The sequence below is a fragment of the Glutamicibacter protophormiae genome (genome assembly GCF_014647495.1).
In the GTDB taxonomy this organism is placed as follows: Bacteria; Actinomycetota; Actinomycetes; order Actinomycetales; family Micrococcaceae; genus Glutamicibacter; species Glutamicibacter protophormiae.
The window spans coordinates 16,937-37,945 of record NZ_BMPH01000015.1 but is presented as its reverse complement, the minus strand read 5'-3'; the positions used below and the strand labels follow the sequence as shown (position 1 = coordinate 37,945).

The window sequence follows — 21,009 nt, the reverse complement described above, 5'->3', positions numbered from 1 at the left end:
TGTTGTGATCCGCCGTGGCGAACCTCGAATAACTATACAGGTGGTTGCACGTGCGTACAAATCGAGAATTCGAATCCCTGGGAAATGGCAGATGAATGGTTTTATGAAGAAACCAAAAGGGTACCGGTCTACGTGACCTTCGTCACATTAACGCGGTGTTATGAATTGGCAAACCCCCGGAATTCCGGCGATCTCAACTATTTCAGTTTAGTCCACCTCGAGTCGTGAGGTTTGAGTCACAGGGTTTCGGGAAGTGCCACCCCCTAGCCTTGTTTTATCGCTAGTTCAGCCCAATGGAGGGAATCGATAATGAGCACGAGCTCGGATCAGAACGTAATCGACGCAGCGCCCACTTCGCATGTGAAGCTGGCGGCTTGGGTCGAGGAAGTTGCCGCACTGACGAAGCCGGATCGTGTTTATTGGGTTGACGGATCAGCTGAAGAGAACGACCGCCTGTGCGCCGAGCTCGTTGAAGCCGGCACCCTGGTCAAGCTGACCGACCCGAACTTCCCCAACTCCTACGCCGCATTCTCCGATCCAAAGGACGTTGCCCGCGTAGAAGAGCGCACCTTCATCTGCTCCGAAAAGGAAGAAGATGCGGGCTTCACCAACAACTGGGAAGACCCGAAGGTTATGAAGGAGCGTCTGAACGGCCTGTTCGACGGCTCCATGCGCGGCCGCACCATGTACGTGATTCCTTTCGTCATGGGTCCGTTGGATGCAGAGCAGCCAGCCTACGGTGTAGAGCTCACCGACTCCGCCTACGTTGTCACCTCGATGCGCATCATGGCCAAGATCGGCAATGAAGTACTGCGCAAGATGGAAGCAGAGAACGCTTTCTTCGTTCCAGCGCTGCACTCGATCGGCGCTCCGCTTGAGCCGGGACAGGAAGATGTCGCCTGGCCGTGCAACGAAGACAAGTGGATCGTGCACTTCCCTGAAGAGCGCGCCATCATGTCCTACGGCTCCGGCTACGGCGGAAACGCCCTGCTGGGCAAGAAGTGCTACTCGCTGCGCATCGCGTCGGCCATGGCCCGCGACGAGGGCTGGCTTGCCGAGCACATGCTCATCCTGAAGCTGACCAGCCCGCAGAACAAGTCGTACCACATCGCGGCAGCCTTCCCGTCGGCCTGTGGCAAGACCAACCTGGCGCTGCTGGATCCGACCATCGACGGCTGGAAGACCGAGACCCTGGGCGATGACATCAACTGGATGCGCATCGGCAAGGACGGCGAACTGCGTGGCGTGAACCCGGAGTACGGCCTGTTCGGCGTGGCACCGGGCACCGGCTGGTCCACCAACCCGAACGCCATGCGCGCCATCACCAAGGGCAATTCCATCTTCACGAACGTCGCGCTGACCGACGAAGGCGGCGTGTGGTGGGAAGGCATGACCGACGAGGCTCCTGCGCACCTGGTCGACTGGCTGGGCAATGACTGGACTCCGGAGTCCGGCACCAAGGCCGCTCACCCGAACTCCCGCTTCTGCACCCCGATCGACCAGGTCGACATGCTGTCGCAGGACTACTACTCGCCTAACGGCGTGAAGATCGATGCGATCCTGTTCGGCGGCCGCCGCAAGACCACCATCCCGCTGGTGACCGAGGCCCGCAGCTGGACCAACGGCATCTTCATGGGTTCGACCCTGTCCTCCGAGACCACCGCGGCAGCGGCAGGCGCCGTGGGCCAGGTCCGCCGCGACCCGATGGCCATGCTGCCTTTCATCGGCTACAACGCCGGCGATTACCTCAACCACTGGGACCAGATCTCGGGCAAGCTCAACCCGGAGCAGATGCCGAAGATCTTCCTGGTCAACTGGTTCCGTCGCACCCCCGAGGGCGGCTTCGCCTGGCCTGGCTTCGGCGACAACTCGCGTGTCCTGAAGTGGGCCGTCGAGCGCATCGAAGGCACCGCAGACGCCAAGGAAACCGCCATCGGCTACGTGCCGACCGGCGAAGCCCTTGACCTGACCGGCCTGGAAGGCTTCACCCCGGCAGACGTGGAAACCGCCGTTGCGGTGAACACCGACGAATGGCTGACCGAGGTCGAGAGCATCGAAGAGTGGTACGCCAAGTTCGGAGAGGCTCTGCCGGCTTCGCTGCGCGCCGAGCTTGATGGCCTGAAGGCCCGCCTGAACGCCTAGGTATGACAAGAAAATCCCCGGCTGCCCGCCATCTGCCCTTCGGGGCGGAGAACGGGTTGCCGGGGATTTTTTGCGCCCGCCGGGGTCGCTAGCCCAATTTCGGCTGGTGGAAGCGGTCCGCGGTGTAGACCAGGGCGCCAACTGCCACCGTGGCAGAGGCAAGCGCGGTGATCGAGAAGGCAACGGGGGAGTCCTCGCCGCTCAAGCCCACCAGCGGGGTGGCCACCGCGCCGATGAAGAACTGCGCGCAGCCCAGCAACGCGGAGCCTGACCCGGAAACTTCTCGGACTTCGGCCACGGCAAGCCCGGTGGTGTTTCCCATGGTGAAGCCCACCGAGGTCACCATGATGAAGATGACCGCGGCCAGGGCCAGGCTGCGCACCCCGAGCTGTGCCATGACAGCCATGGCGCAGCTGGACACGAGCAGGACGCCCAGCGCGATGCTGATGGTGCGGCGCAGCGGGACGCGGGTGGCGAGCCGGGCAGAGACCAAGCCGGCGGTGATCAAGCCGAGTGAATTGATGCCGAAGCACAGGGCGTAACCCTGCGGACTGAGCCCCATGACGTTTTGGTAGAGGAACGGGGAGGCCGAGACATAGGCCATCATGGCTCCGAAGGCGAAGGCGAACTGGACCATGTAGCCCACGAAGCGCGGCTTGGACAGGGCGATGCGCAGAGGCGCCAGGAAGTTTCCTGTCGAACGCTGGGGCTGCGGGTGGGTTTCCCGATAGATGCCGAAGGACCCCGCCGCCATCAGCAAGGCGATCAGGGAGATGAACCACAGCACCGTGCGGAAGCCTCCGAACTCGCCGAGTACCGAGCCGATCAACGGGGCCACGGCCGGTGCCACTCCGCCGAAGGTCATCAGCAGCGAGAAAATTCGGGCGGTCTGCATGCCCCGGGTGGTGTCCGCGACGATGGCCTTGGAAATCACCAGGCCGGCCGCGCCGCCCAGCCCCTGCAGGGCGCGGGCGATCGTCAGGGTCGTCAGCGTCGGCGCCACGGCGGCGACAATGGAAGCGACGACAAACAGCGCGGTGCCCCAGCGCAGCGGCTTGGCCCGGCCCAACCGGTCCGAGAGCGGGCCCCAGAAGATCTGGCCGAAGGCGATGCCCATCAAGAACGCCGTCAGCGTGAGCTGGATACCGGAGGCCGAGGTGGCGAATTCCCGGGTCATCGCCGGGAATGACGGCAGGTACATGTCGGTGGCCAGCGGGCCGGTGGTTCCGAGCAGGATCAGCAGGGCGAAAAGCGGCGGCGTCAGCCGCGAGCGTTCAGGGGCGTTGGGCATGTGCCAATTCTAGGGATCGTTGCAGATGAACCGGCAAAGATGACTGCGCAGCGCGGGATGAATAGCCCAAGGTCACAATCGGAGAACAGTTTTCACACGCCCGCGCAGGTGGGTGCAAAATCAACTAACTGTGAAAAGATGAAGTTATGGTTTTGGCACGATTGATTCTCGGGCTGCTGTGCTTGTCGCCGATGACCGGCTACGAGCTCAAGAAGCACTTTGATTCCTCTATTAACCACTTCTGGAATGCAGACAAGGCGCAGATTTACCGCACCTTGGCCCAGCTGGTGGACCAGGGGTACGCCACGGTGCGCACCGTCCCGCAATCGAACTACCCGGACCGGCAGGAACACCACATCACCGAGGCCGGCAGGGAAGTGCTGAACCAGTGGCTTTCCAGCGGGGCCGCCCGGTCCCCGGAGCGCGACCCGTTCATGGGGCAGGTCTTCTTCGCCGCGGAGCTGGAGCGGGATGGCATCGAGCAGCTGCTGATCGAACGCCGACAGGCTACCCAGTACGTGCTGGACGACTACCTTTCCCAGCGCGAGGGGATTGATATGCGTGCCGCCGCGGACCGCCGCAGCTTCCTCATGGCCGCGACCTTGGACCATGCAATCAGACAACAGGCCGCCGAGCTGGAATGGCTAGACGCAGTATTGGAGCATTTGCCATGACCTCTGCCAACGACCAGGGAAAGAACCAGACGCCCAAGCCGGCGCGGGATGCGACCGATTATCCCGAGATGCATCCCGCGCGCCGCAAGCCCGAGGACAGCGGCCCCGTGCAGACCCTGGTTTTCCTTCACGGGGGCAACGTGGGCAACTGGAGCTGGGATCCCCAGGTGCTGGCCTTCAGCGACTTCAACATCCTCACCCTGCACCTTCCCTCCTTCGGCGCCCGGTTCGAGGAAAAATGGGAAGGCCTGGACTCCGCGGCGGACGATGTCGCCGCGCTGATCGCGGACGAGGTGTCCGAAGGCGGCGTGCACTTGGTGGGCATGTCCCTGGGCGGAGTCATTGCCCTGCATGTGGCCGCGCGGCACCCGGAACTGGTTGATTCGGTGTTCGTCACCGGTGTGTCCGTCGCGCCGCCGGGAACCGCGGCGAAGGCGGTGCAGCGTATGCAGCTCAAGCTGATCGGCAGCGAGTGGTACTGGAAGTTCCAGGCCGGGGCCTACGGCATGGTGGACAATGAACGCGAGTTGTTCGCCGAGCACGGAGTCAAGCTCAAGCCGGAGAACATGCGTGCGGTCATGGGTGATCTTGACACCGGAGGGCTGCCGGCGGACCTGTCCGCATATTCCGGTCCGGTCCTGCTGCTGGCCGGCGCCAGTGAGCCGAAGTTCGTCCAGCGTTCCTTCCCGGCCATTGGCGAGGCCCTGCCGCAGGCGGCCATCCGCGTCGTGCCCGGCATGCACCACCAGTGGAACATCGAAAATCCGCTGCTGTTCAACTCGGTGCTGCGCCGCTGGATCACCGGACAGCAGCTGCACCAGGTGCTGCGCGAGCCGGTGGAGCCCAAGCTGCGCGGTGCCTCGTTCAAGCGCACCTCCACCCTGGAGGAAATCGACCCGCAGGATGCCGAAGATACCGCCGCCGATGCGGTTCCGGAAACGGTAGCCGAGGCCGGAAAGCCCGGTGCGGAAGCCAAGGCCAAGGGCTTCGCGGAGCGGCTGGATCCGCGCAAGCTGGACCCGAGAAAGCTCGACCTGAAGCACGCGTTGTCCAAGAAGCCCCCGGTGGCCAAGCGGCCCACCGACTCCGACGGCCCCGCCGCCGACTAGTTTTCCGGCAAACAGAACAGCCCGGACTGGACCCCCATATGGCCAGTCCGGGCTGTTCCGGTCTTAGTGGGCTTCGCGCCTTAGGCTGCGAGCCATACGTCCGGTCCGAAGACCTCGTAGTGGATGCGCTCGGCCGGAACACCGGCGGCCAGCGCCTGCGAGCGCACCGCGTGCATGAAAGGCAGCGGGCCGCAGAGGTAGACCTGGCTGTCGGCGGTCAGCGCCTCGGTGAGGTCCATGTAGCCGGCCTTGGCGTCCAGCCCCTCGGGCAGCTCGCCGCGCTCGAACCAGGTGCTGATCTTGGCGTTGGGCAGCTGGCCCAGCGATTCGAGCATCTGCTCGCGCAGCGGCCAGGAAGCGAATTCCTGGTCGGCGTGCAGCACGGTGATCTCGCGGGTGGAGCCCGCGGCGGCCAGGGTCTGCAGGGCCGCGGCGCTCGGGGTGCAGCCGATGCCGGCGGTGGCGATGACCAGCGGGGAGCCCTCGGTGTCGATGACCAGGTCGCCGTACGGGTTGGACAGCTCCACGACGTCCCCGACCTTCAGCGAGTTGTGCAGCACCGGGGTGAACTCGCCGTCCACGTCCAGCTTCACGGTGACGGTGCGGCGCGTGGTGGACTGGACGTCGTTGCTCAGGGTGAACTGGCGGACCTGGCGGATGCCGTCGGTCATCGGCATGCGCATGGAGACGAACTGCCCCGGCTTGGCGACGGTGGCGGCGGTGTCATCGGCTGGTTCGAAGCTGAAGCTGACCGAATCCACGCCGGTCTCGGTGCGCTCGACGAGCTTCCAGTTGCTGTAGATGGTGGCATTGGCCTGCTGGGCGTAGAGGCCCTTTTCGATCTTGATCAGGGCCTGGGCCATCAGCCAGTACACCTCGGTCCAGGCGTCGGCGATTTCCGGGGTCAGCGCGTCGCCCAGGTCTTCGGCGATGGCTGCGAACAGGTGCTCATAGACGATTCCGTACTGCTCCTCGACGACGCCCAGCGAGGTGTGCTTGTGGGCGATGCGGGCCAGCATGGTCTCCGGGGTGGTTTCCGGGTTGTTCACCAGGTAGGTGGCGAAAACGGCGATGGAACCGGCCAGCGCCTGCTGCTGGGTTCCGTTCTTCTGGTTCGAGCGGGAGAACATGCCATCCAGCAGCTCCGGTCGGGCGGCGAACATGCGCTGGTAGAACTTCGGGGTGATGCTCGAAATTCGTTCTGCGATGATCGGCAGCGTTGCTTCAATGACCGGGCGGGACTGGGTGGACAGCATGGTGTATCTCCTCGGAGAGTGTCTGGTTTATCTTGCATTTGAAATGCAAGATTTATGCTTTAAGTTCTACGCGACGTAGAAACGAATTGCAAGTTGAGCTGCGCCACATCCGGAAAAGCAGGGTTTGACTGGTATTTTTGCGGCGCGGAAAAATTACGCGCTGCGTCGCACAGTGGGGAAGGGCAGCAAGGTGATGGCCGGCGAGGTCTCGCAGATCTCCTGCACGGTCAGCGGATCAAGGGCCGCGTAGAAGGCCTCGCGGGCCGCGCGCAGGGCGCCGCGCAGGCGGCAGCCGCCGGCCAGCGGGCAGTTGCCGCTCGCGTCGTGGTCGGTGCAGTCAACGACGTCTTCGCGCTTGTCCAGCGTGCGCAGCAGGGTGCCGACCGAGGTCTGCAGTCCGGTCTGGGTAATCGAGGCGCCGCCGTTGCGGCCGCGCACGACGTCCAGCACCCCCAGGGTGCGCAGTTCCAGGACCGCCTTGGTGACGTGGTTATAGGGCACCGCAACCAGGTCCGCGATCTCTCGGCTGGTCAGCTGGCCCGCTCCGGGCGCGCCCAGCACCATGACGGTCCGCAGGCAGACATCGGCAAAGGCGCTGAGTTTCATGTTCTCCAGTCTACGACGACGCCCTCCGGCCGGTCAGCGGTGTAGCTCACTGCTGGGTGGCCGGAGGGCGTGGAAGTTGTCGCGGCAGGCGCCTCCCGTCGCGGGCGCGTGCTAGCGGGCGTTGGACCAGACGGCCTCCGCCGCTTCGGCGGCGGGATCCTCGAAGGTCCACTCGCCGCCCGGCTCGGCCGGCATCACGTAGGGCTGCACGATGGCCAGCGCGGCGCCGGCCTTGTGCTCGGCGACCACGTGGATGGCGTCCTGGTCGTTCTCCTGGAGCAGCACGTCGGAGGCGATGGCGATGGCCTCGAAGTGGGCTCCCTGCTGGCTGAGCACCTGAACCAGATCCGCGGCCATGGCCTCGGTGTCGATGTCGGCGTCCGGGTCCTCGGGGTCGTCGGTCGGCGGGACGGCAATCAGGCGCAGCTCGCCCTCGTCGGAACCGTCCTGCGGCTCCAGGCCGATGGCGAAGGGCAGGAAAACGCCCTGCTCTTCCAGCTGCTCGCGGGCCACGCCCAGCGCGGTGCTCAGCACCTTGTTCAGCGCGTCCTTGACGCCCTCGTCCAGTGATTCGAAGTTCATGGCTTTCCCCTAGTCGGTTGGCTGTTCTTGGCGCACGATCGCCAGTACGGCGTCGCGGATCGGTTCGATGACTTCCGCACTCGCACCCTCGCCGTTGAAGCGCAGGTACGGTTCGGTGTTCGACGGGCGCAGGTTGATCCACCAGCTGCCGTCGGCGGCCGCGATGGTGGTGCCGTCCATGGTGAAGATCTCGACGGGCTGGCCCTCGAAGTGGGCCACGACCCGGGCGGTCGCCCCGGCCTTGTCCTGGACTTCGGAGTTGATCTCCCCGGTGGCGACGTAGGGCTCGTACTCGGCGCCCAGCTGGGACAGCGGCAACTCCTGCCCGCCCAGCGCGGCCAGCACGTGCATGGCGGCCAGCATGCCGGTGTCGGCATTGTAGAAGTCGCGGAAGTAGTAGTGCGCGGAGTGCTCGCCGCCGAAGACCGCGCCCTGGGTGGCCATCTCCGCCTTGATGAAGGAGTGCCCCACGCGGGTCATCACCGGGGTGCCTCCGGCGCGGGTGACGAACTCCGGCACGGCCTTGGAGGTGATCAGGTTGTGGATGACCACCGGGCTTGCCTCGCCGGCCGCCTGCACGCGGGCGATCTCCCGCACGGCCACCAGCGCGGTGATCGCCGAGGGGGACAGCGGCAGGCCGCGCTCGTCGATGACGAAGCAGCGGTCCGCGTCCCCGTCGAAGGCCAGGCCCAGGTCCGCTCCGTGCTCCAGCACCGCGGCCTGCAGGTCCCTGAGGTTCTCCGGCTCCAGCGGGTTGGCCGGGTGGTTCGGGAAGGTGCCGTCCAGCTCGAAGTACAGCGGCACGATGTCCAGCGGCAGGCCCGGAAGCACCGCGTCGCCGAGCACCGCCGGGGTGGTCAGCCCGCCCATGCCGTTGCCGGCGTCCACCACGATCTTCAGCGGGCGGATGGCGGACAGGTCGACCAGGCTGCGCAGGTAGCCGGAGTAGTCGGCCAGCACGTCGCGGCGGGCGACAGAGCCCTGCGGGGCGTCCCCGGAGACCGGCAGCCCCTCGTCAAGATACTGCTGGGCCAGGTCGCGGATCTCGAACAGCCCGGTGTCCGAGGAAATCGGCAACGCGCCGGCCTTGGACATCTTGATGCCGTTGTACTGGGCCGGGTTGTGGCTCGCGGTGAAGACGACGCCGGCGGCATCCAGCTGGCCGGAGGCGAAGTAGAGTTCGTCGGTGGAGATCTGCCCCAGCATCACCACGTTGGCTCCACGGTAGGTCGCGCCGCGCGCGAAGGCCTCGGAGAACTCCGCGGAGGACGGGCGCATGTCGCCGCCCACCAGCACGGTGTCCCCGGACAAACCCAGGATGTCGACGAAGGCCGCGCCGATGGCCTCCACTGCTTCGGCGTTCAGCGACTGTCCGACGATGCCGCGCACGTCGTAGGCCTTGAAGCTCTGGCTCAGGTCAATTTCTTCACTCACAGGATTCAGCCTACCGGCTGGAGCGGCGCGCGGGCCGGTGGATGACGCCGTGGACCATGGGAAATGCCTTACATTCCAGGCGCGCGCCGGGCCGCGGATCCCCAGCGCGGGTGCGGTGCGGGCAATTCGTGGGTTGGAACTGAAATACTGGTGCCATGGATGCCTCACTGCACTCGGACCTGCTGACCTCCGCCACGGCCAAGCTGCGCGCCCTGGTGCGCAACCCGGACGCGCAGTTCCACGACGGCCAGTTCGAAGCGATCAGCGCGCTGGTCGCCCAGCGCCGCCGCGCCCTGGTGGTGCAGCGCACCGGCTGGGGCAAGTCCGCGGTGTACTTCATCGCCTCGCTGCTGCTGCGCGAGCAGGGCTACGGGCCGACGCTGATCGTCTCCCCGCTGTTGGCGCTGATGCGCGACCAGGTGGCCGCCGCCGAACGCGCCGGCGTGCGCGCCGCGGCCATCAACTCCGCGAATGTGCTGGAGTGGCGCGAAATCCTGGACAAGCTGCAGCGCGACGAGATCGACGTGCTGCTGGTTTCCCCGGAACGGCTGAACAACCCCTCCTTCCGCGAACAGCAGCTGCCGATGCTGCTGAACCGGCTGGGCCTGCTGGTGATCGACGAGGCGCACTGCATCTCCGACTGGGGGCACGACTTCCGCCCCGATTACCGCCGCATCCGCGACCTGATCAACCGGCTGCCGGCCGGGCTGCCGGTGCTGGCGACCACCGCGACGGCCAACTCCCGCGTGGTGGAGGACGTGGCCGAGCAGCTGGCCGGGGGAGAGGGCGACGTGTTCACCCTGCGCGGCACGCTGGCCCGCGACTCGCTGCGCCTGGGGGTGCTGCGCCTGCCCTCGCCGCGCATGCAGCTGGCCTGGCTGCTGAGCCACATCGAGGACTTCACCGGTTCGGGCATCATCTACACGCTGACGGTCTCCGCGGCGGAGGACATCGCCCGGATGCTGCGCGAAGCCGGCCACCAGGTGGCCGCCTACACCGGCCGCACCGATCTGGAAGAGCGCGAGCGGCTGGAACAGGCCTTGAAGGCCAACGAGGTCAAGGCCCTGATCGCCACCAGCGCGTTGGGCATGGGATTCGACAAGCCGGACCTGGGGTTCGTCATCCACATCGGCGCGCCCAGCTCGCCGGTGGCCTACTACCAGCAGGTCGGCCGCGCCGGCCGCGGCAGCATCAACGCCGACGTGCTGCTGCTGCCGGGCGCCGACGATGCGGAGATCTGGGAGTACTTCGCCACCAGCTCCATGCCTGACCAGGTGCGCGCCACCGCGGTGCTGGAGGCGCTGGGCCAGGCCGACGGCGCGATGAGCGTGCCGGCGCTGGAAAGCGCGGTGAACCTGCGCCGCTCGCCGCTGGAACTGCTGCTGAAGGTGCTGGCCGTGGACGGCGCCGTGGAACGCGTGGCCGGCGGCTGGATGCGCACCGACCTGCCCTGGTCCTATGATGCGGACCGCTACAAGCGCGTGGCCGCGAGCCGCGTGCACGAGCAGCGGCTCATGATCGACTATGAGAACACCCGCGGCTGCCGCATGGAGTTCCTGACTACGTCCCTGGACGATCCGCGCTCCGCGCCGTGCGGACGCTGCGACAACTGCGCCGGCGCCTGGTACGACGACCATATTCCCGAGGAATCCAAGGACAACGCGCAAAACGCGCTGGGCCGCGCCGGGGTGAGCATCGAGCCGCGCAAGCTCTACCCGTCGGGGCTGAACCGTCTGGGTCACACGCTCAAGGGCAAGATCCCGGAGGACGAGCAGGTCTCGATCGGCCGGGCGCTGGCCCGACTGACCGACCTGGGCTGGGGCAACAGGCTGCGCCAGCTCTTCGCCGATCCCGCCGACCACCCGATCGACAAGGCCATGTTCGAGGCCTGCATCAAGGTGCTATCGGAATGGAATTGGGACCAGCGCCCGGTGGGGGTGGTGGCCATGCCGTCCTCAACCCGCCCGCAGCTGGTCACCTCTCTCGCCCAGCAGCTGGCCTCCGTGGGGCGCTTGAGGTACCTGGGCCAGCTGGAGTATCGCGGGATGCCGCCGCAGAACGGCCCGGGTGGGAACTCGGCCTTCCGCGTCGCGGCGGTGGCTGATGCCTTTGAGATCCCGGAGCCGCTGGAAGCCCTGCTGGCCGATGCGCCGGGCCCGGTCATGCTGGTTGACGACCTGACCGATTCGCGATGGTCGCTGGCCATGGCCGGCAGGGCTTTGCGCATCGCCGGGGCTCCCGGTGTTTTGCCTTTCACTTTGGGAATCGCTGGGTAAATGTTCAGTTAAACGAAGTACGCTGGATGTATGGATTTTTTCATCTGGCTCATCGTCGTCATCGCCGTGATTGGCCTGGGCTACCTCGGACTGCAGTCGCTTCGCAAGAAGAACTCCGCGGAAGTTGCCCAGGCGATGACGCGTGAGGCCGCGCAGGCCGCCAACGCGAAATTGGACGATGCCTCGCGCAACGCCATCTATCGCAACCTTGCCAAGGGCGATGTCATGGGCGCGGTGCAGAACTACCGTGCGGTCACCGGAGACACGGTGAAGAACTGCGTTATCGCGGTGCGCAGCCTCGACAAGTATCCGCAGACCGCCCCTGCCAAGGAGCTTCCCGTCAGCGAGGAAGAAATCCAGGAGCTGCGCGAAAAGCTTGAAGCGCAGACCGCCATCGATGAGGGAACCCCGGCCGCGGAATCCAAGGACGCCGAAGTGCTGCCGGTGGCCGACCCCGTGCCTTCCGAGGATTCCTGGGTGATCCCGCAGGAATGGCATGAACAGTTCGGCTCCGAGTCGGAGCCAAGCGCCACCCACTTCAAGATGGCGTTCGAAGTCGACGGCGAACAGCGGGAATTCTCCAGCGAGCAGCTGCCTCCCAACGAATACGACCAGCTGTTCTCCATGCTGCGCGACTCGAACTTCTCCGGCGCGGCAAGCGTCCTGCACGGCTACACGGGGCTTCCGCTGGAAGACCTGGAACGGATGATCGCTTCCTCGCCGATGTCCGGAGACAACATCCAGGGCAATGTGGCGGACTTCCGTTTTGAGGGCCAGGGTCCCGACGGACCGGTGCACTTCGACGCGGCTGATCTTCCTGAATCCGAACGCGAAGCGCTGTTCGACGCGATCTCCGACAACGACCTGCAGGGCATGACGGACATCATCGCCCGCCATACCTCGCTGCCCGAAGATATCGTGCAGAACATGCTGCGCACCTTCGTCAAGCGCCAGGACTAGCGCCAGCCTCGCACTGCTGGGAGATCCATGAACGTCCGGGGCGCGCCATTGTGCCGGCGGACATGACTCATTAGTCTGTATTCCACATTTCTCTGCAACGAGTTGTGGAAGGGGGAGCGACCATGTCAGACGAGAAGGAGAACGGTTCCCAGCCGGGCGAGCCGAACGGCGACGACGCACTGCGCAATGAATTGCTCAATGCAGAAGCCGCCAAGAAGCTCAAGCAGGCCGAGGACCAGGTCAAGGAGACCGCCCACGACGTTGAACGCAATCTCAAATAGCTGGTGCTTCGTCAAAACCCCGGGTTTCAGCCCGGGGTTTTCGCGTAGTTGGCGGTGGTGCGCCGCAGGCCGGCGAGGTTGTGAAACCGCCGTGTGGCAAATCCCCTGAAGCGTTCCGACCAGCTGATTTCTTCAAGCAAATAAGCTTTAAATGCACCTACCCAGCGCACGAGACCCGGCACTACCTAGTTTGCCTTTGGGAACTACCTAGTTTTAGCGATTTGGTCGATATTCCTTGCCTCGGCGCGAAATGAACGGTAATCTCAGAAGTGCGTTAAGCGGTTGACTGGACATTATGGGGATGCTTCTGGTTGCTGGAGCACTTGGTTGGGGGACCGGGTGTTCACCGTGTAGGCCCCGCGGGATTCTCAAGGATTTCGCGGGGCTTAACCATTTAAGTCGGAGAATGCCCTGGATGCGCCGAGGCGCCGCGCCTCCGAAGCCGGGCCAGGGCCTTCGGGCAGAAGCTAGTTAAAAGTAAAACCCCCTAGTCACCTAGGGGGTTTTCGGCGGACACGGGGGGATTTGAACCCCCGGTCGAGTTTAACCCCGACCCTTCATTAGCAGTGAAGTCCATTCGGCCGCTCTGGCACGTGTCCATCCGCTGTTTCCAGCAGAATTAAGCCTACCCGAAGATGGGCGCGTGTTCCAAAACGAGGCTCCTACCTGACTTGGCGCCACAGGAATTCGTAGCTGGTCGCCAGCATTTTTGCCGTGGACTCGTTGTCCGTCGACCCGGCATGGCCGCCACCGGATGGTTCGTGGTAACGCACATTCTCGATACCCAGATCCATCATCTTGGCCGCCATGACCCTGGCCTGCGACGGCCCCACGCGGTCATCCGAGGTCGTCGTCCAGATCAGCGACGCCGGGTAGTCGTCATTAGGGTGCGGCTGGTCGGAGAGCCGGTGCACCGGGGAGAAGGTGCGCAGGAACTTCCAATCCTCCGCGACCTCGGGATCGCCGTATTCGGCAATCCAGGAATGGCCGGCAGCCAGCTGGGTGTAGCGCTGCATGTCCAGCAACGGGACCCCGCAGGAGATCGCGCCGAACAGCTGCGGGTATCCGGTGATCATGTTGCCCATGAGCAGCCCGCCGTTCGAGCGTCCGGTAGCCGCCAGATGCGCCCGCTGGGTCACTCCGCGGGCCACCAGGTCCTCGGCGATGGCCGCGAAGTCCTCGTAAGCGCGGTGGCGATTTTCGCGCAGCGCAGCGCGGTGCCAGTCCGGGCCGTATTCTCCGCCGCCGCGGATGTTGGCCATGACGTAGACCGGTCGGCGGCCGGCCGCGGTGCTGCGGCTGAGCCAGCCGGCGCCCATGGCCGGTGCATAGCCGGGAGTCATGCTGTGCTGGAATCCGCCGTATCCGTCCATGAGCACCGGGTTCTTCCCGTCCAGCGGCATCTCCCGGGCAGATACCTGGAAATACGGCACCTTGGTGCCGTCGGCGGACCGGGTGAAATGCTGGGTGACTTCGAAGCCCGATGCGTCGAAACGTTCGGGCGAGGTCTTGACGACGCCCTGGCCGCCTGTCACGGTGCCGCGCAGCAGCGTGGTCGGGGTGGTGAAGCCGGTAACGGTCATCCAGTAATCGTCCGGGTGCTCGGCATCCTCGTCGTCCACTGCTGCCACCGAGACGCTGAGCATCGGGTCTTCCAGCGGGAGGGTCGACTGATCAAAATTCTTGATCAGATCGATGACGCGGACCTCTGCGGCCACGTCCTTCAAGACCGTCAGCAGCAGGAAGTTCGCGGTGAAGCTCAGCGACTGCAGCGAGGTTGCGGGATCCGGGGTGAACAGCAGCCGCTCCAGCGCACCGTCCTCCAGGAAGGCATCCAGCTTGGCCAGCGCCAGCGAACCGGCGGGAATCATCTGGTCCTGGTGAGTCCAGTCGGTCTGCGGGGCCAGAAGCAGCCACTCGCGATGCAGGCTGACCTCCACATCGGTGGGCACATCGATGGTCCGATGCTCCGCACCGTGCAGCACCCCAGTGCGCGAATTGTAGAAGTCGATGGCATCGGTGGTGATGATCCGCTCGAATCCCGGGGTGGAGTCGAAGTAGCCGAAGGCGGCCACGTGCCCCAGATCCACCTCGTAGACGACCTCGGCGGCTTCCAGATCCGCCCCGCGGGCAAGCCGGCGCAGGGTGCTGGCGTAGGTGGAGCGTGTCGTGTTCGCCTCGGTGGTGGCGGAGCCGACCAGCAGGGTGTCCGCATCGATCCACGAAACGTTGGTCTTGGCCACCGGCAGGTCGAATCCGTCCTCAGGGAAGCTGAGGGTTTCCAGATCGAACTCGCGTACCCGCACCTGGTCGCCGCCGTCGGGGCTGAGCCGGATCAGGGCGCGGCGATGCGGCTCGCCCTGCGCGGGGCGCAGCAGCTGCGAGCCGGCGAAGTGCCACTGCCTGCCTTCCTGCTCGGCGTAGGCGTCGAGGTCCAGCAGGGTCTCCCACCGTGGCGACTCGCTGAGGTAGGAATCCCAGGTGGTGCGGCGCCACAGGCCCAGGCGGTGTTCAGCGTCGCGCCAGAAGTTGTAGTAGTGGTTCCCGCGCTTGGTGACCATCGGGATGCGGTCCTGGGAATCCAGCACGGTCTTGATGCCGTGGACGGTGCCGTCGAACTCGGCATCGCACAATTCGGCGTCGGTTCGCTCGGTTTGCCGGCGGACCCAGTCCAGGGCGGCTTCGTCGTGGATTCCCTCCAGCCATGAGTAGGTGTCGGGCAGATGGGCGGCGGTGGCGGCGCGGTCAGTCATGCTCACAGTCTAAGGCGCGGTGCGGGGCGGCCGCCGGAGGGTAATACCCTAGGAGTGTGAGCACCTTGACGCAGAACCCCCGACCCGAGTTCAGCCTGGCCATCGTCGGAGCCGGGCCGCGCGGCACCAGTGTTGTCGAGCGCCTGGCGGCGCTGGCCCTGCGGCTTCCCGACGCGGCGGTGCGGGTGCGGGTGACAGTCTTCGATTCCTGCCGCCCGGGCTCGGGCCACGTCTGGGACCCCAAGCAGTCGGATCACTTCCTGATGAACACCCCGGCTTCTTTCCCCACGGTCGCCCCGGAACGGCGTGGTAGCGAGCCCGGGCTGAGCTTCCGCCAGTTCGTCGCCGCCCAGGGAGACGGAAAACGGATGAGCGAAGCCCATGCTGCGCAGCTGCACGAAATCCAGGATGGCACCTATCCCGCCCGGGCGCTCTACGGTGAATACCTGGAGCACGTGTACGACAGCAGCGCAGCGGTGCTTGCCGCCCACCCGGGTTTCGAGATTTCCCATGTTCAGGCCGAGGTCGTTGCCGTGCGCCCCGAAGCGAACGGCTACCGCGTGGAATTCCGTCGCGGCCCGTTGGGACAGGGAGCGGCGGAAAGCTTGGAAGCCGACGGCGTGGTGCTGGCGCTGGGGCACCAGAGCGCGGAACTGAACCCGTGGCAGAAGCAGCTGCAGCGCTCGGCGGCCCAGTCCGGCGCCACCTACCTGCCGCCGAACGTCCCCGCAGACCTGGACTACTCGCAGTTCGCCGCCGGCCAGCCCGCATTGGTCAGGGGGCTGGGGCTGAACTTCTTCGACGGCATGGCGGAGCTGACCGCCGGCCGCGGAGGCATCTTCCGTGAGGTCAGCGACGAGCCGGGCCTCCGGTTCGAGTACGTGGCCTCCGGGCGCGAACCCCAGCTGGTTGTCGCTTCGCGCCGCGGGACGCCGTACTGGGGCAAGCCTGTGGTGGACCAATTCATCCCGGAAGAGATCAGCCTGCACTACTTCGACGCGGGGGAGCTGATCGGCAAGCTGGCCGAGTCGCGCGCCGGAAACCCGGAGGCGGCGCTGGTCTTCTCCCGCCACATCTGGCCGAGCCTGCACCGCGACATCCTGCTGGCCTATTACCGGCAGTGCGCCGTGAACTGCGACGGCCGCTGGGATGTCCCGGCCGTCGACTTCATCCGCTCGCTCGAAGCGATCCTGGACGCAGAGCACCACGAGGGCAGCCAGGTCTGGCTGGGCAAGCTGCGCGAATTCATTGCAGGCTTCCCGGAGATCGAATGGCTGGATGTGCCAGCACTGGCCCGGCCCTTCGACGAGGTGGGCTTCGAATCCAGCGAGCAATTCCAGCAAGCGGTGCGCGACTACATGCAGGACAACGCCCGGCGCAGCGCCGGCGGGCTGGAAGATCCGCTCTCCCGCGCCATCATGACCATGAACCTGGGCCGCATGGTGATCAAGGACCTGGTGGCCATGGGAATCCTTGACGAGCAGTCCCGCATCGAGGAGGTGCAGGCTCACTTCGAGCCGCTGGTCGAAGGCCTGTCCTCCGGCCCGCCGCTGCAGCGCATCGAGCAGCTGCTGGCGCTCTCGCGCGCCGGACTGGTGACCTTCGTCGGGCCGGAACCCGAGTTCGGTTTCGACGAGGTCAATGGCCAGTTCACCGCCTCGTCGCCGTGGGTGGACTCCGAGGTGCACACGGCGCGGACGCTGTGCGAGGCGATGATGCCGGCAAACCGGGTCCTGCAGAACGACACCCCGCTGATCACCCAGCTGTTGGCCGAGCATGTGGCCCGGGTGCACACCTGGAACAACGCCGAGGGCGAGGTGCTGCCGGGCAGCGGCTTCGACGTGGTGGGACAGCCCTACCGGCTGGTCAACAGCGAGGGGATGGCGCACCGGGGGATCTTCGTGTTGGGCCTGCAACTGTCGTCGGTGCAATGGGGCACGGCCATTGCCGCCCAGGCCGGGAAGACCGAGAGTCCTGCAGCCAGAACCCTGCAGGACGCGCAGTATGTGGTCAACGAGGTCGCACGGCTCGTGGGGCTTCCCTACAATGAGCTGCAACTGGAGCATGGGGCACCCGCACACGAGATGCAGCCGTAGCGGTTGGGGGAACCGGCGGGCATGAAAAAACCTCCGGAACTCGGGAAACCGAGAACCGGAGGTTTCTACTCACGCGGATGGTATGGGATTTGAACCCATGAGACGGGGTTGCCGCCTACTGGTTTTCAAGACCAGCTCCTTCGGCCGCTCGGACAACCATCCAACCCGAAAAATTATACGGCATGAATAGCTAGGGACAGGAATTGGCAACGATGAAGGACGTTATGAAGGCCTATATTTACCGCGAAGCCGGAGGCCCGGAAGTGATCGAAGTCCAGCAGCGCGAAGCGCCTGCCGCGGGCCCCGGAGAGGTGCTGATCAAGACCGCGGCGTTCGGGCTCAACCGGGCCGATGTCCAGCAACGCCGGGGAGTCTACCCGCCGCCGCCCGGTGCCAGCGACATTCCCGGTCTGGAGGTTTCCGGAACCATTGCCGCACTGGGCGAGGGGGTCACCGGATGGAACCTCGGGGACAGGGTCGCCGCGCTGCTGGCCGGCGGCGGCTACGCCCAGTACGTCAACGTCGCCCAAGAGCTGCTGATCCGCATGCCGGAAGACCTTTCCTTCACCGACGCGGCAGCGCTTCCCGAAGTGGCCGCCACCGTAGTCTCCAACCTGTTCCTGGAAGGCGGGCTGCGCCAGGGGCAGAGCCTGCTGGTCCACGGCGGTGCCGGAGGCATCGGCTCCATGGCGATCCAGCTGGCCAAAGCCGCCGGTGCCACCGTCTACGTCACCGCCTCCTCGGCCGAGAAGCTGGAATACTGCGCGCGGCTGGGCGCGGACGCGGGAATCAACTACAAGGACGAGGACATCCTGGAACGCGTCAAGGAGCTGACCTCCGGCCGCGGGGTGGACCTGATCCTGGACGTCGTGGGCGCCAAATACCTGCAGCTGAACCTCAAGGCGCTCGCCGTCGGGGGCCGGCTGGTGGTGATCGGCCTCCAGCAGGGTGCCAAGGCGGAGCTGAATCTGGGACTGCTGCTGGCCAAGCGCGCCAGGATCATCGGCACCACGCTGCGGGCGCGGCCGCTACCTGAGAAATCCGAAATCATCCGGGAAACCGTACGGCGCGTGCTGCCACTGCTGTCGGCAGGCAAGCTCGAGCTGAACGTCTCCAAAACCTACGATTTCTCCGAACTGGCTAGGGCCCATGAGTATTTCGACTCCGGAGCGCATACCGGAAAAATTGTCATAAAAGTTTGATTTATCCCCATCGGATGGGCGTAGAGTGACAGGCGTATCCCCAATATCGTGACCTGGGGCATGGTCGCGGGTCACGTGCATCACTTGTCCCCATACGAGGAGGTTGCTCCGAGTGAGTACCCAGAACACCCTGCCGCCGGCCGGTGTGGACCCGGAGATCGCCGAACAGGAAGAGAAAAAGTGGACCCCGCTGCGCATCGCGGTATGGGTTGCCATTGCCCTGATCGGCGGCATCGCCTGGTCCATGCTGGCGTTCTCCCGCGGCGAGACCATTAACGCCATCTGGTTCGTCTTCGCCGCGGTGGCGACCTACCTGATCGCCTACCGCTTCTACTCGAAGTTCATCGAGCGCAAGATCGCCAAGCCCAACGACTTCCGCGCGACCCCGGCCGAAAGCATCAACAACGGGCGCGACTACGTGCCCACCGACCGGCGCGTGCTCTTCGGACACCACTTCGCCGCCATCGCCGGCGCCGGACCGCTGGTCGGCCCGATCCTGGCGGCCCAGATGGGCTACCTGCCGGGCACCATCTGGATCATCGTCGGCGTGGTGCTGGCCGGAGCGGTCCAGGACTACCTGGTCATGTTCTTCTCCATGCGCCGCGGAGGCCGTTCGCTGGGCCAGATGGCCCGCGAGGAACTCGGCCTGATCGGCGGCACCGCCGCATTGATCGCCACCCTGGCCATCATGATCATCATCACCGCCATCCTGGCGCTCGTGGTGGTCAACGCCCTGGGCGAATCCGCGTGGGGCGTCTACTCGGTCGGCCTGACCATCCCGATTGCGCTGTTCATGGGCGTCTACCTGCGCTTCATCCGACCGGGCAAGGTCTTGGAAGTGTCGATCATCGGCTTCGCACTGCTGATGTTCGCCATCATCTCCGGACGCTGGATCGCCGAGTCGCCCTGGGGCGCCGAGCTCTTCCATCTGGATCGCACCACCATCGCCTGGGCCATCATCATCTACGGCTTCATCGCCGCGGTGCTGCCGGTCTGGCTGCTGCTGGCCCCGCGCGACTACCTGTCGACCTTCATGAAGATCGGCGTGATCCTGCTGCTGGCCGTGGCGATCCTGGTGGTCCAGCCGCAGATCAGCGTCCCGGCCGTGTCCGAGTTCGCCTCGCGCAACGACGGACCGGTGGTGGCCGGGCATCTGTTCCCGTTCCTGTTCGTGACGATCGCCTGCGGCGCGCTCTCCGGCTTCCACGCCCTGATCTCCTCGGGCACCACCCCGAAGCTGGTCGAGAAGGAAAAGCAGACCCGCTTCCTGGGCTACGGCGGCATGCTGATGGAATCAATGGTGGCCATCATGGCGCTGGTCGCGGCGATCTCCATCGACCGCGGCGTGTACTTCGCGATGAACGCCTCCTCGGCGGCCACCGGCGGCACCGTGGAAACCGCGGTGGCCTTCGTGAACTCGCTGGGCCTGGCCGGGGTGAGCCTGGAGCCGGGCACGCTGACCGAGCTGGCGAACAACGTCGGCGAGAACAGCGTGGTCTCGCGCACCGGCGGTGCGCCGACGCTGGCCGTGGGCATCGCCCACATCATGCACCAATGGTTCGGCGGCACCGCGATGATGGGCTTCTGGTACCACTTCGCGATCATGTTCGAGGCGCTGTTCATCCTGACCGCCGTTGACGCCGGTACCCGCGTGGCCCGCTTCATGCTGCAGGACACCATCGGCAACTTCATCCCGAAGTTCAAGGACAACTCGTGGCGCCCGGGCGTCTGGGTGTGTACCGCCATCATGGTGGCCGGCTGGGGATACATCCTGATCCTCGGCGTGACCGACCCGCTGGGCGGCATCAACACGTTCTTCCCGCTGTTCGGCATCTCCAACCAGCTGCTGGCCGCCATCGCGCTGGCGGTGGTCATGGCCATCATGGCCAAGCGCAACCAGTTCAAGTACCTGTGGGTGGTGGTGCTGCCGCTGGCCTTCGCCGTGGTGGTCACGTTCGTCGCCAGCTGGCAGAAGATCTTCTCCCCGGACGTGAAGGTCGGCTACTTCGCCAACCACTTCGCGTACAAGGACGCGCTGGCCGCCGGGGAGACCTCGCTGGGCTCGGCCAAGACCGTCGAAGCCATGGAAGCGGTGGTCCGCAATACCGGCGTCCAGGGCTGGCTGTCGGTGATCTTCCTGATCCTGACCGCCGTGGTCATCACCTCGGCGATTGTCGCCACGGTGAAGGCCAAGATCAACGGCGGAGGCGAGGACAACGAGGATCCGGTGGTCGAATCCAGGATGTACGCCCCGTCGGGGCTGATTTCCAGCCCTGCCGAGAAGGAGCTGGCGGCGGCCTGGAAGCAGGTTGCCCCGGAGCACCGGATCCACCGGGGCGGTCACTAG

At 65.5% G+C, this 21,009-nt stretch carries 15 protein-coding genes and 2 tRNA genes; 9 read left to right on the top strand and 8 right to left on the bottom strand.

The window, feature by feature from the left end; all coding sequences use genetic code 11:
- Positions 1 to 309 precede the first annotated feature (309 nt).
- The gene (locus IEY43_RS15515; RefSeq protein WP_188949516.1) at positions 310 to 2,142 is read left to right on the top strand and encodes a phosphoenolpyruvate carboxykinase (GTP); all 1,833 of its coding nucleotides are present in this window, start codon (positions 310 to 312) and stop codon (positions 2,140 to 2,142) included.
- 88 nt (positions 2,143 to 2,230) lie between these two features.
- Here the strand turns inward: IEY43_RS15515 and IEY43_RS15510 are convergent, their stop codons facing one another.
- A complete protein-coding gene (locus tag IEY43_RS15510) occupies positions 2,231 to 3,433 on the bottom strand; it encodes a multidrug effflux MFS transporter (RefSeq protein WP_188949515.1) in 1,203 nt (400 codons plus the stop codon).
- A gap of 146 nt (positions 3,434 to 3,579) precedes the next feature.
- Between IEY43_RS15510 and IEY43_RS15505 the strand changes: the two genes are divergently transcribed.
- Positions 3,580 to 4,107, top strand: a complete 528-nt coding sequence (locus tag IEY43_RS15505) for a PadR family transcriptional regulator (protein WP_188949513.1) — start codon at positions 3,580 to 3,582, stop codon at positions 4,105 to 4,107.
- Positions 4,104 to 5,216, top strand: coding sequence for an alpha/beta fold hydrolase (locus IEY43_RS15500; RefSeq protein ID WP_188949511.1), 1,113 nt, complete (start codon positions 4,104 to 4,106; stop codon positions 5,214 to 5,216). Before IEY43_RS15505 ends, IEY43_RS15500 begins: the two co-directional genes overlap by 4 nt.
- 80 nt (positions 5,217 to 5,296) lie before the next feature.
- Here the strand turns inward: IEY43_RS15500 and IEY43_RS15495 are convergent, their stop codons facing one another.
- The 4 genes from IEY43_RS15495 to IEY43_RS15480 all read right to left on the bottom strand — a co-directional run bounded on the left by IEY43_RS15495 (position 5,297) and on the right by IEY43_RS15480 (position 9,103).
- The gene (locus IEY43_RS15495) at positions 5,297 to 6,472 is read right to left on the bottom strand and encodes a globin domain-containing protein (protein WP_188949509.1); all 1,176 of its coding nucleotides are present in this window, start codon (positions 6,470 to 6,472) and stop codon (positions 5,297 to 5,299) included.
- 153 nt (positions 6,473 to 6,625) lie between these two features.
- Positions 6,626 to 7,078: an RrF2 family transcriptional regulator gene (locus IEY43_RS15490; RefSeq protein WP_188949506.1), complete on the bottom strand. Its 453-nt coding sequence runs from the start codon at positions 7,076 to 7,078 to the stop codon at positions 6,626 to 6,628.
- 111 nt (positions 7,079 to 7,189) lie between these two features.
- Positions 7,190 to 7,660 (bottom strand): hypothetical protein, encoded by a 471-nt coding sequence (locus tag IEY43_RS15485; protein ID WP_188949505.1) that lies wholly within the window; start codon positions 7,658 to 7,660, stop codon positions 7,190 to 7,192.
- Between the two features lie 9 nt (positions 7,661 to 7,669).
- Positions 7,670 to 9,103 carry a phosphomannomutase/phosphoglucomutase gene (locus tag IEY43_RS15480; RefSeq protein ID WP_374189872.1) on the bottom strand — a complete coding sequence of 478 codons (1,434 nt, stop codon included), beginning with the start codon at positions 9,101 to 9,103 and terminating at the stop codon, positions 7,670 to 7,672.
- A 146-nt stretch (positions 9,104 to 9,249) separates the two neighbouring features.
- On the opposite strand from IEY43_RS15480, the gene IEY43_RS15475 reads away from it, so the two are divergent.
- The 3 genes from IEY43_RS15475 to IEY43_RS15465 all read left to right on the top strand — a co-directional run bounded on the left by IEY43_RS15475 (position 9,250) and on the right by IEY43_RS15465 (position 12,611).
- Positions 9,250 to 11,370 carry a RecQ family ATP-dependent DNA helicase gene (locus IEY43_RS15475; protein WP_188949501.1) on the top strand — a complete coding sequence of 707 codons (2,121 nt, stop codon included), beginning with the start codon at positions 9,250 to 9,252 and terminating at the stop codon, positions 11,368 to 11,370.
- A gap of 30 nt (positions 11,371 to 11,400) precedes the next feature.
- Complete coding sequence (locus tag IEY43_RS15470) at positions 11,401 to 12,330, top strand: hypothetical protein (RefSeq protein ID WP_188949499.1); 930 nt, start codon at positions 11,401 to 11,403, stop codon at positions 12,328 to 12,330.
- 122 nt (positions 12,331 to 12,452) lie between these two features.
- On the top strand, positions 12,453 to 12,611 hold the full coding sequence (locus tag IEY43_RS15465) for a hypothetical protein (protein ID WP_188949497.1): 159 nt from the start codon (positions 12,453 to 12,455) through the stop codon (positions 12,609 to 12,611).
- Positions 12,612 to 13,121: 510 nt separating this feature from the next.
- Here the strand turns inward: IEY43_RS15465 and IEY43_RS15460 are convergent.
- Positions 13,122 to 13,210 (bottom strand) — tRNA-Ser (locus tag IEY43_RS15460).
- Between the two features lie 63 nt (positions 13,211 to 13,273).
- Complete coding sequence (locus IEY43_RS15455; protein WP_188949495.1) at positions 13,274 to 15,364, bottom strand: prolyl oligopeptidase family serine peptidase; 2,091 nt, start codon at positions 15,362 to 15,364, stop codon at positions 13,274 to 13,276.
- A 56-nt stretch (positions 15,365 to 15,420) separates the two neighbouring features.
- On the opposite strand from IEY43_RS15455, the gene IEY43_RS15450 reads away from it, so the two are divergent.
- Positions 15,421 to 17,460 (top strand): FAD/NAD(P)-binding protein, encoded by a 2,040-nt coding sequence (locus IEY43_RS15450; RefSeq protein ID WP_188949493.1) that lies wholly within the window; start codon positions 15,421 to 15,423, stop codon positions 17,458 to 17,460.
- Positions 17,461 to 17,534: 74 nt separating this feature from the next.
- Here the strand turns inward: IEY43_RS15450 and IEY43_RS15445 are convergent.
- A tRNA-Ser gene (locus IEY43_RS15445) sits at positions 17,535 to 17,622 on the bottom strand.
- Positions 17,623 to 17,684: 62 nt separating this feature from the next.
- On the opposite strand from IEY43_RS15445, the gene IEY43_RS15440 reads away from it, so the two are divergent.
- Together IEY43_RS15440 and IEY43_RS15435 are read left to right on the top strand one after the other, a co-directional pair.
- Positions 17,685 to 18,662 carry an NAD(P)H-quinone oxidoreductase gene (locus IEY43_RS15440; RefSeq protein ID WP_188949571.1) on the top strand — a complete coding sequence of 326 codons (978 nt, stop codon included), beginning with the start codon at positions 17,685 to 17,687 and terminating at the stop codon, positions 18,660 to 18,662.
- Positions 18,663 to 18,774: 112 nt separating this feature from the next.
- Positions 18,775 to 21,009, top strand: coding sequence for a carbon starvation CstA family protein (locus IEY43_RS15435; protein ID WP_229777443.1), 2,235 nt, complete (start codon positions 18,775 to 18,777; stop codon positions 21,007 to 21,009).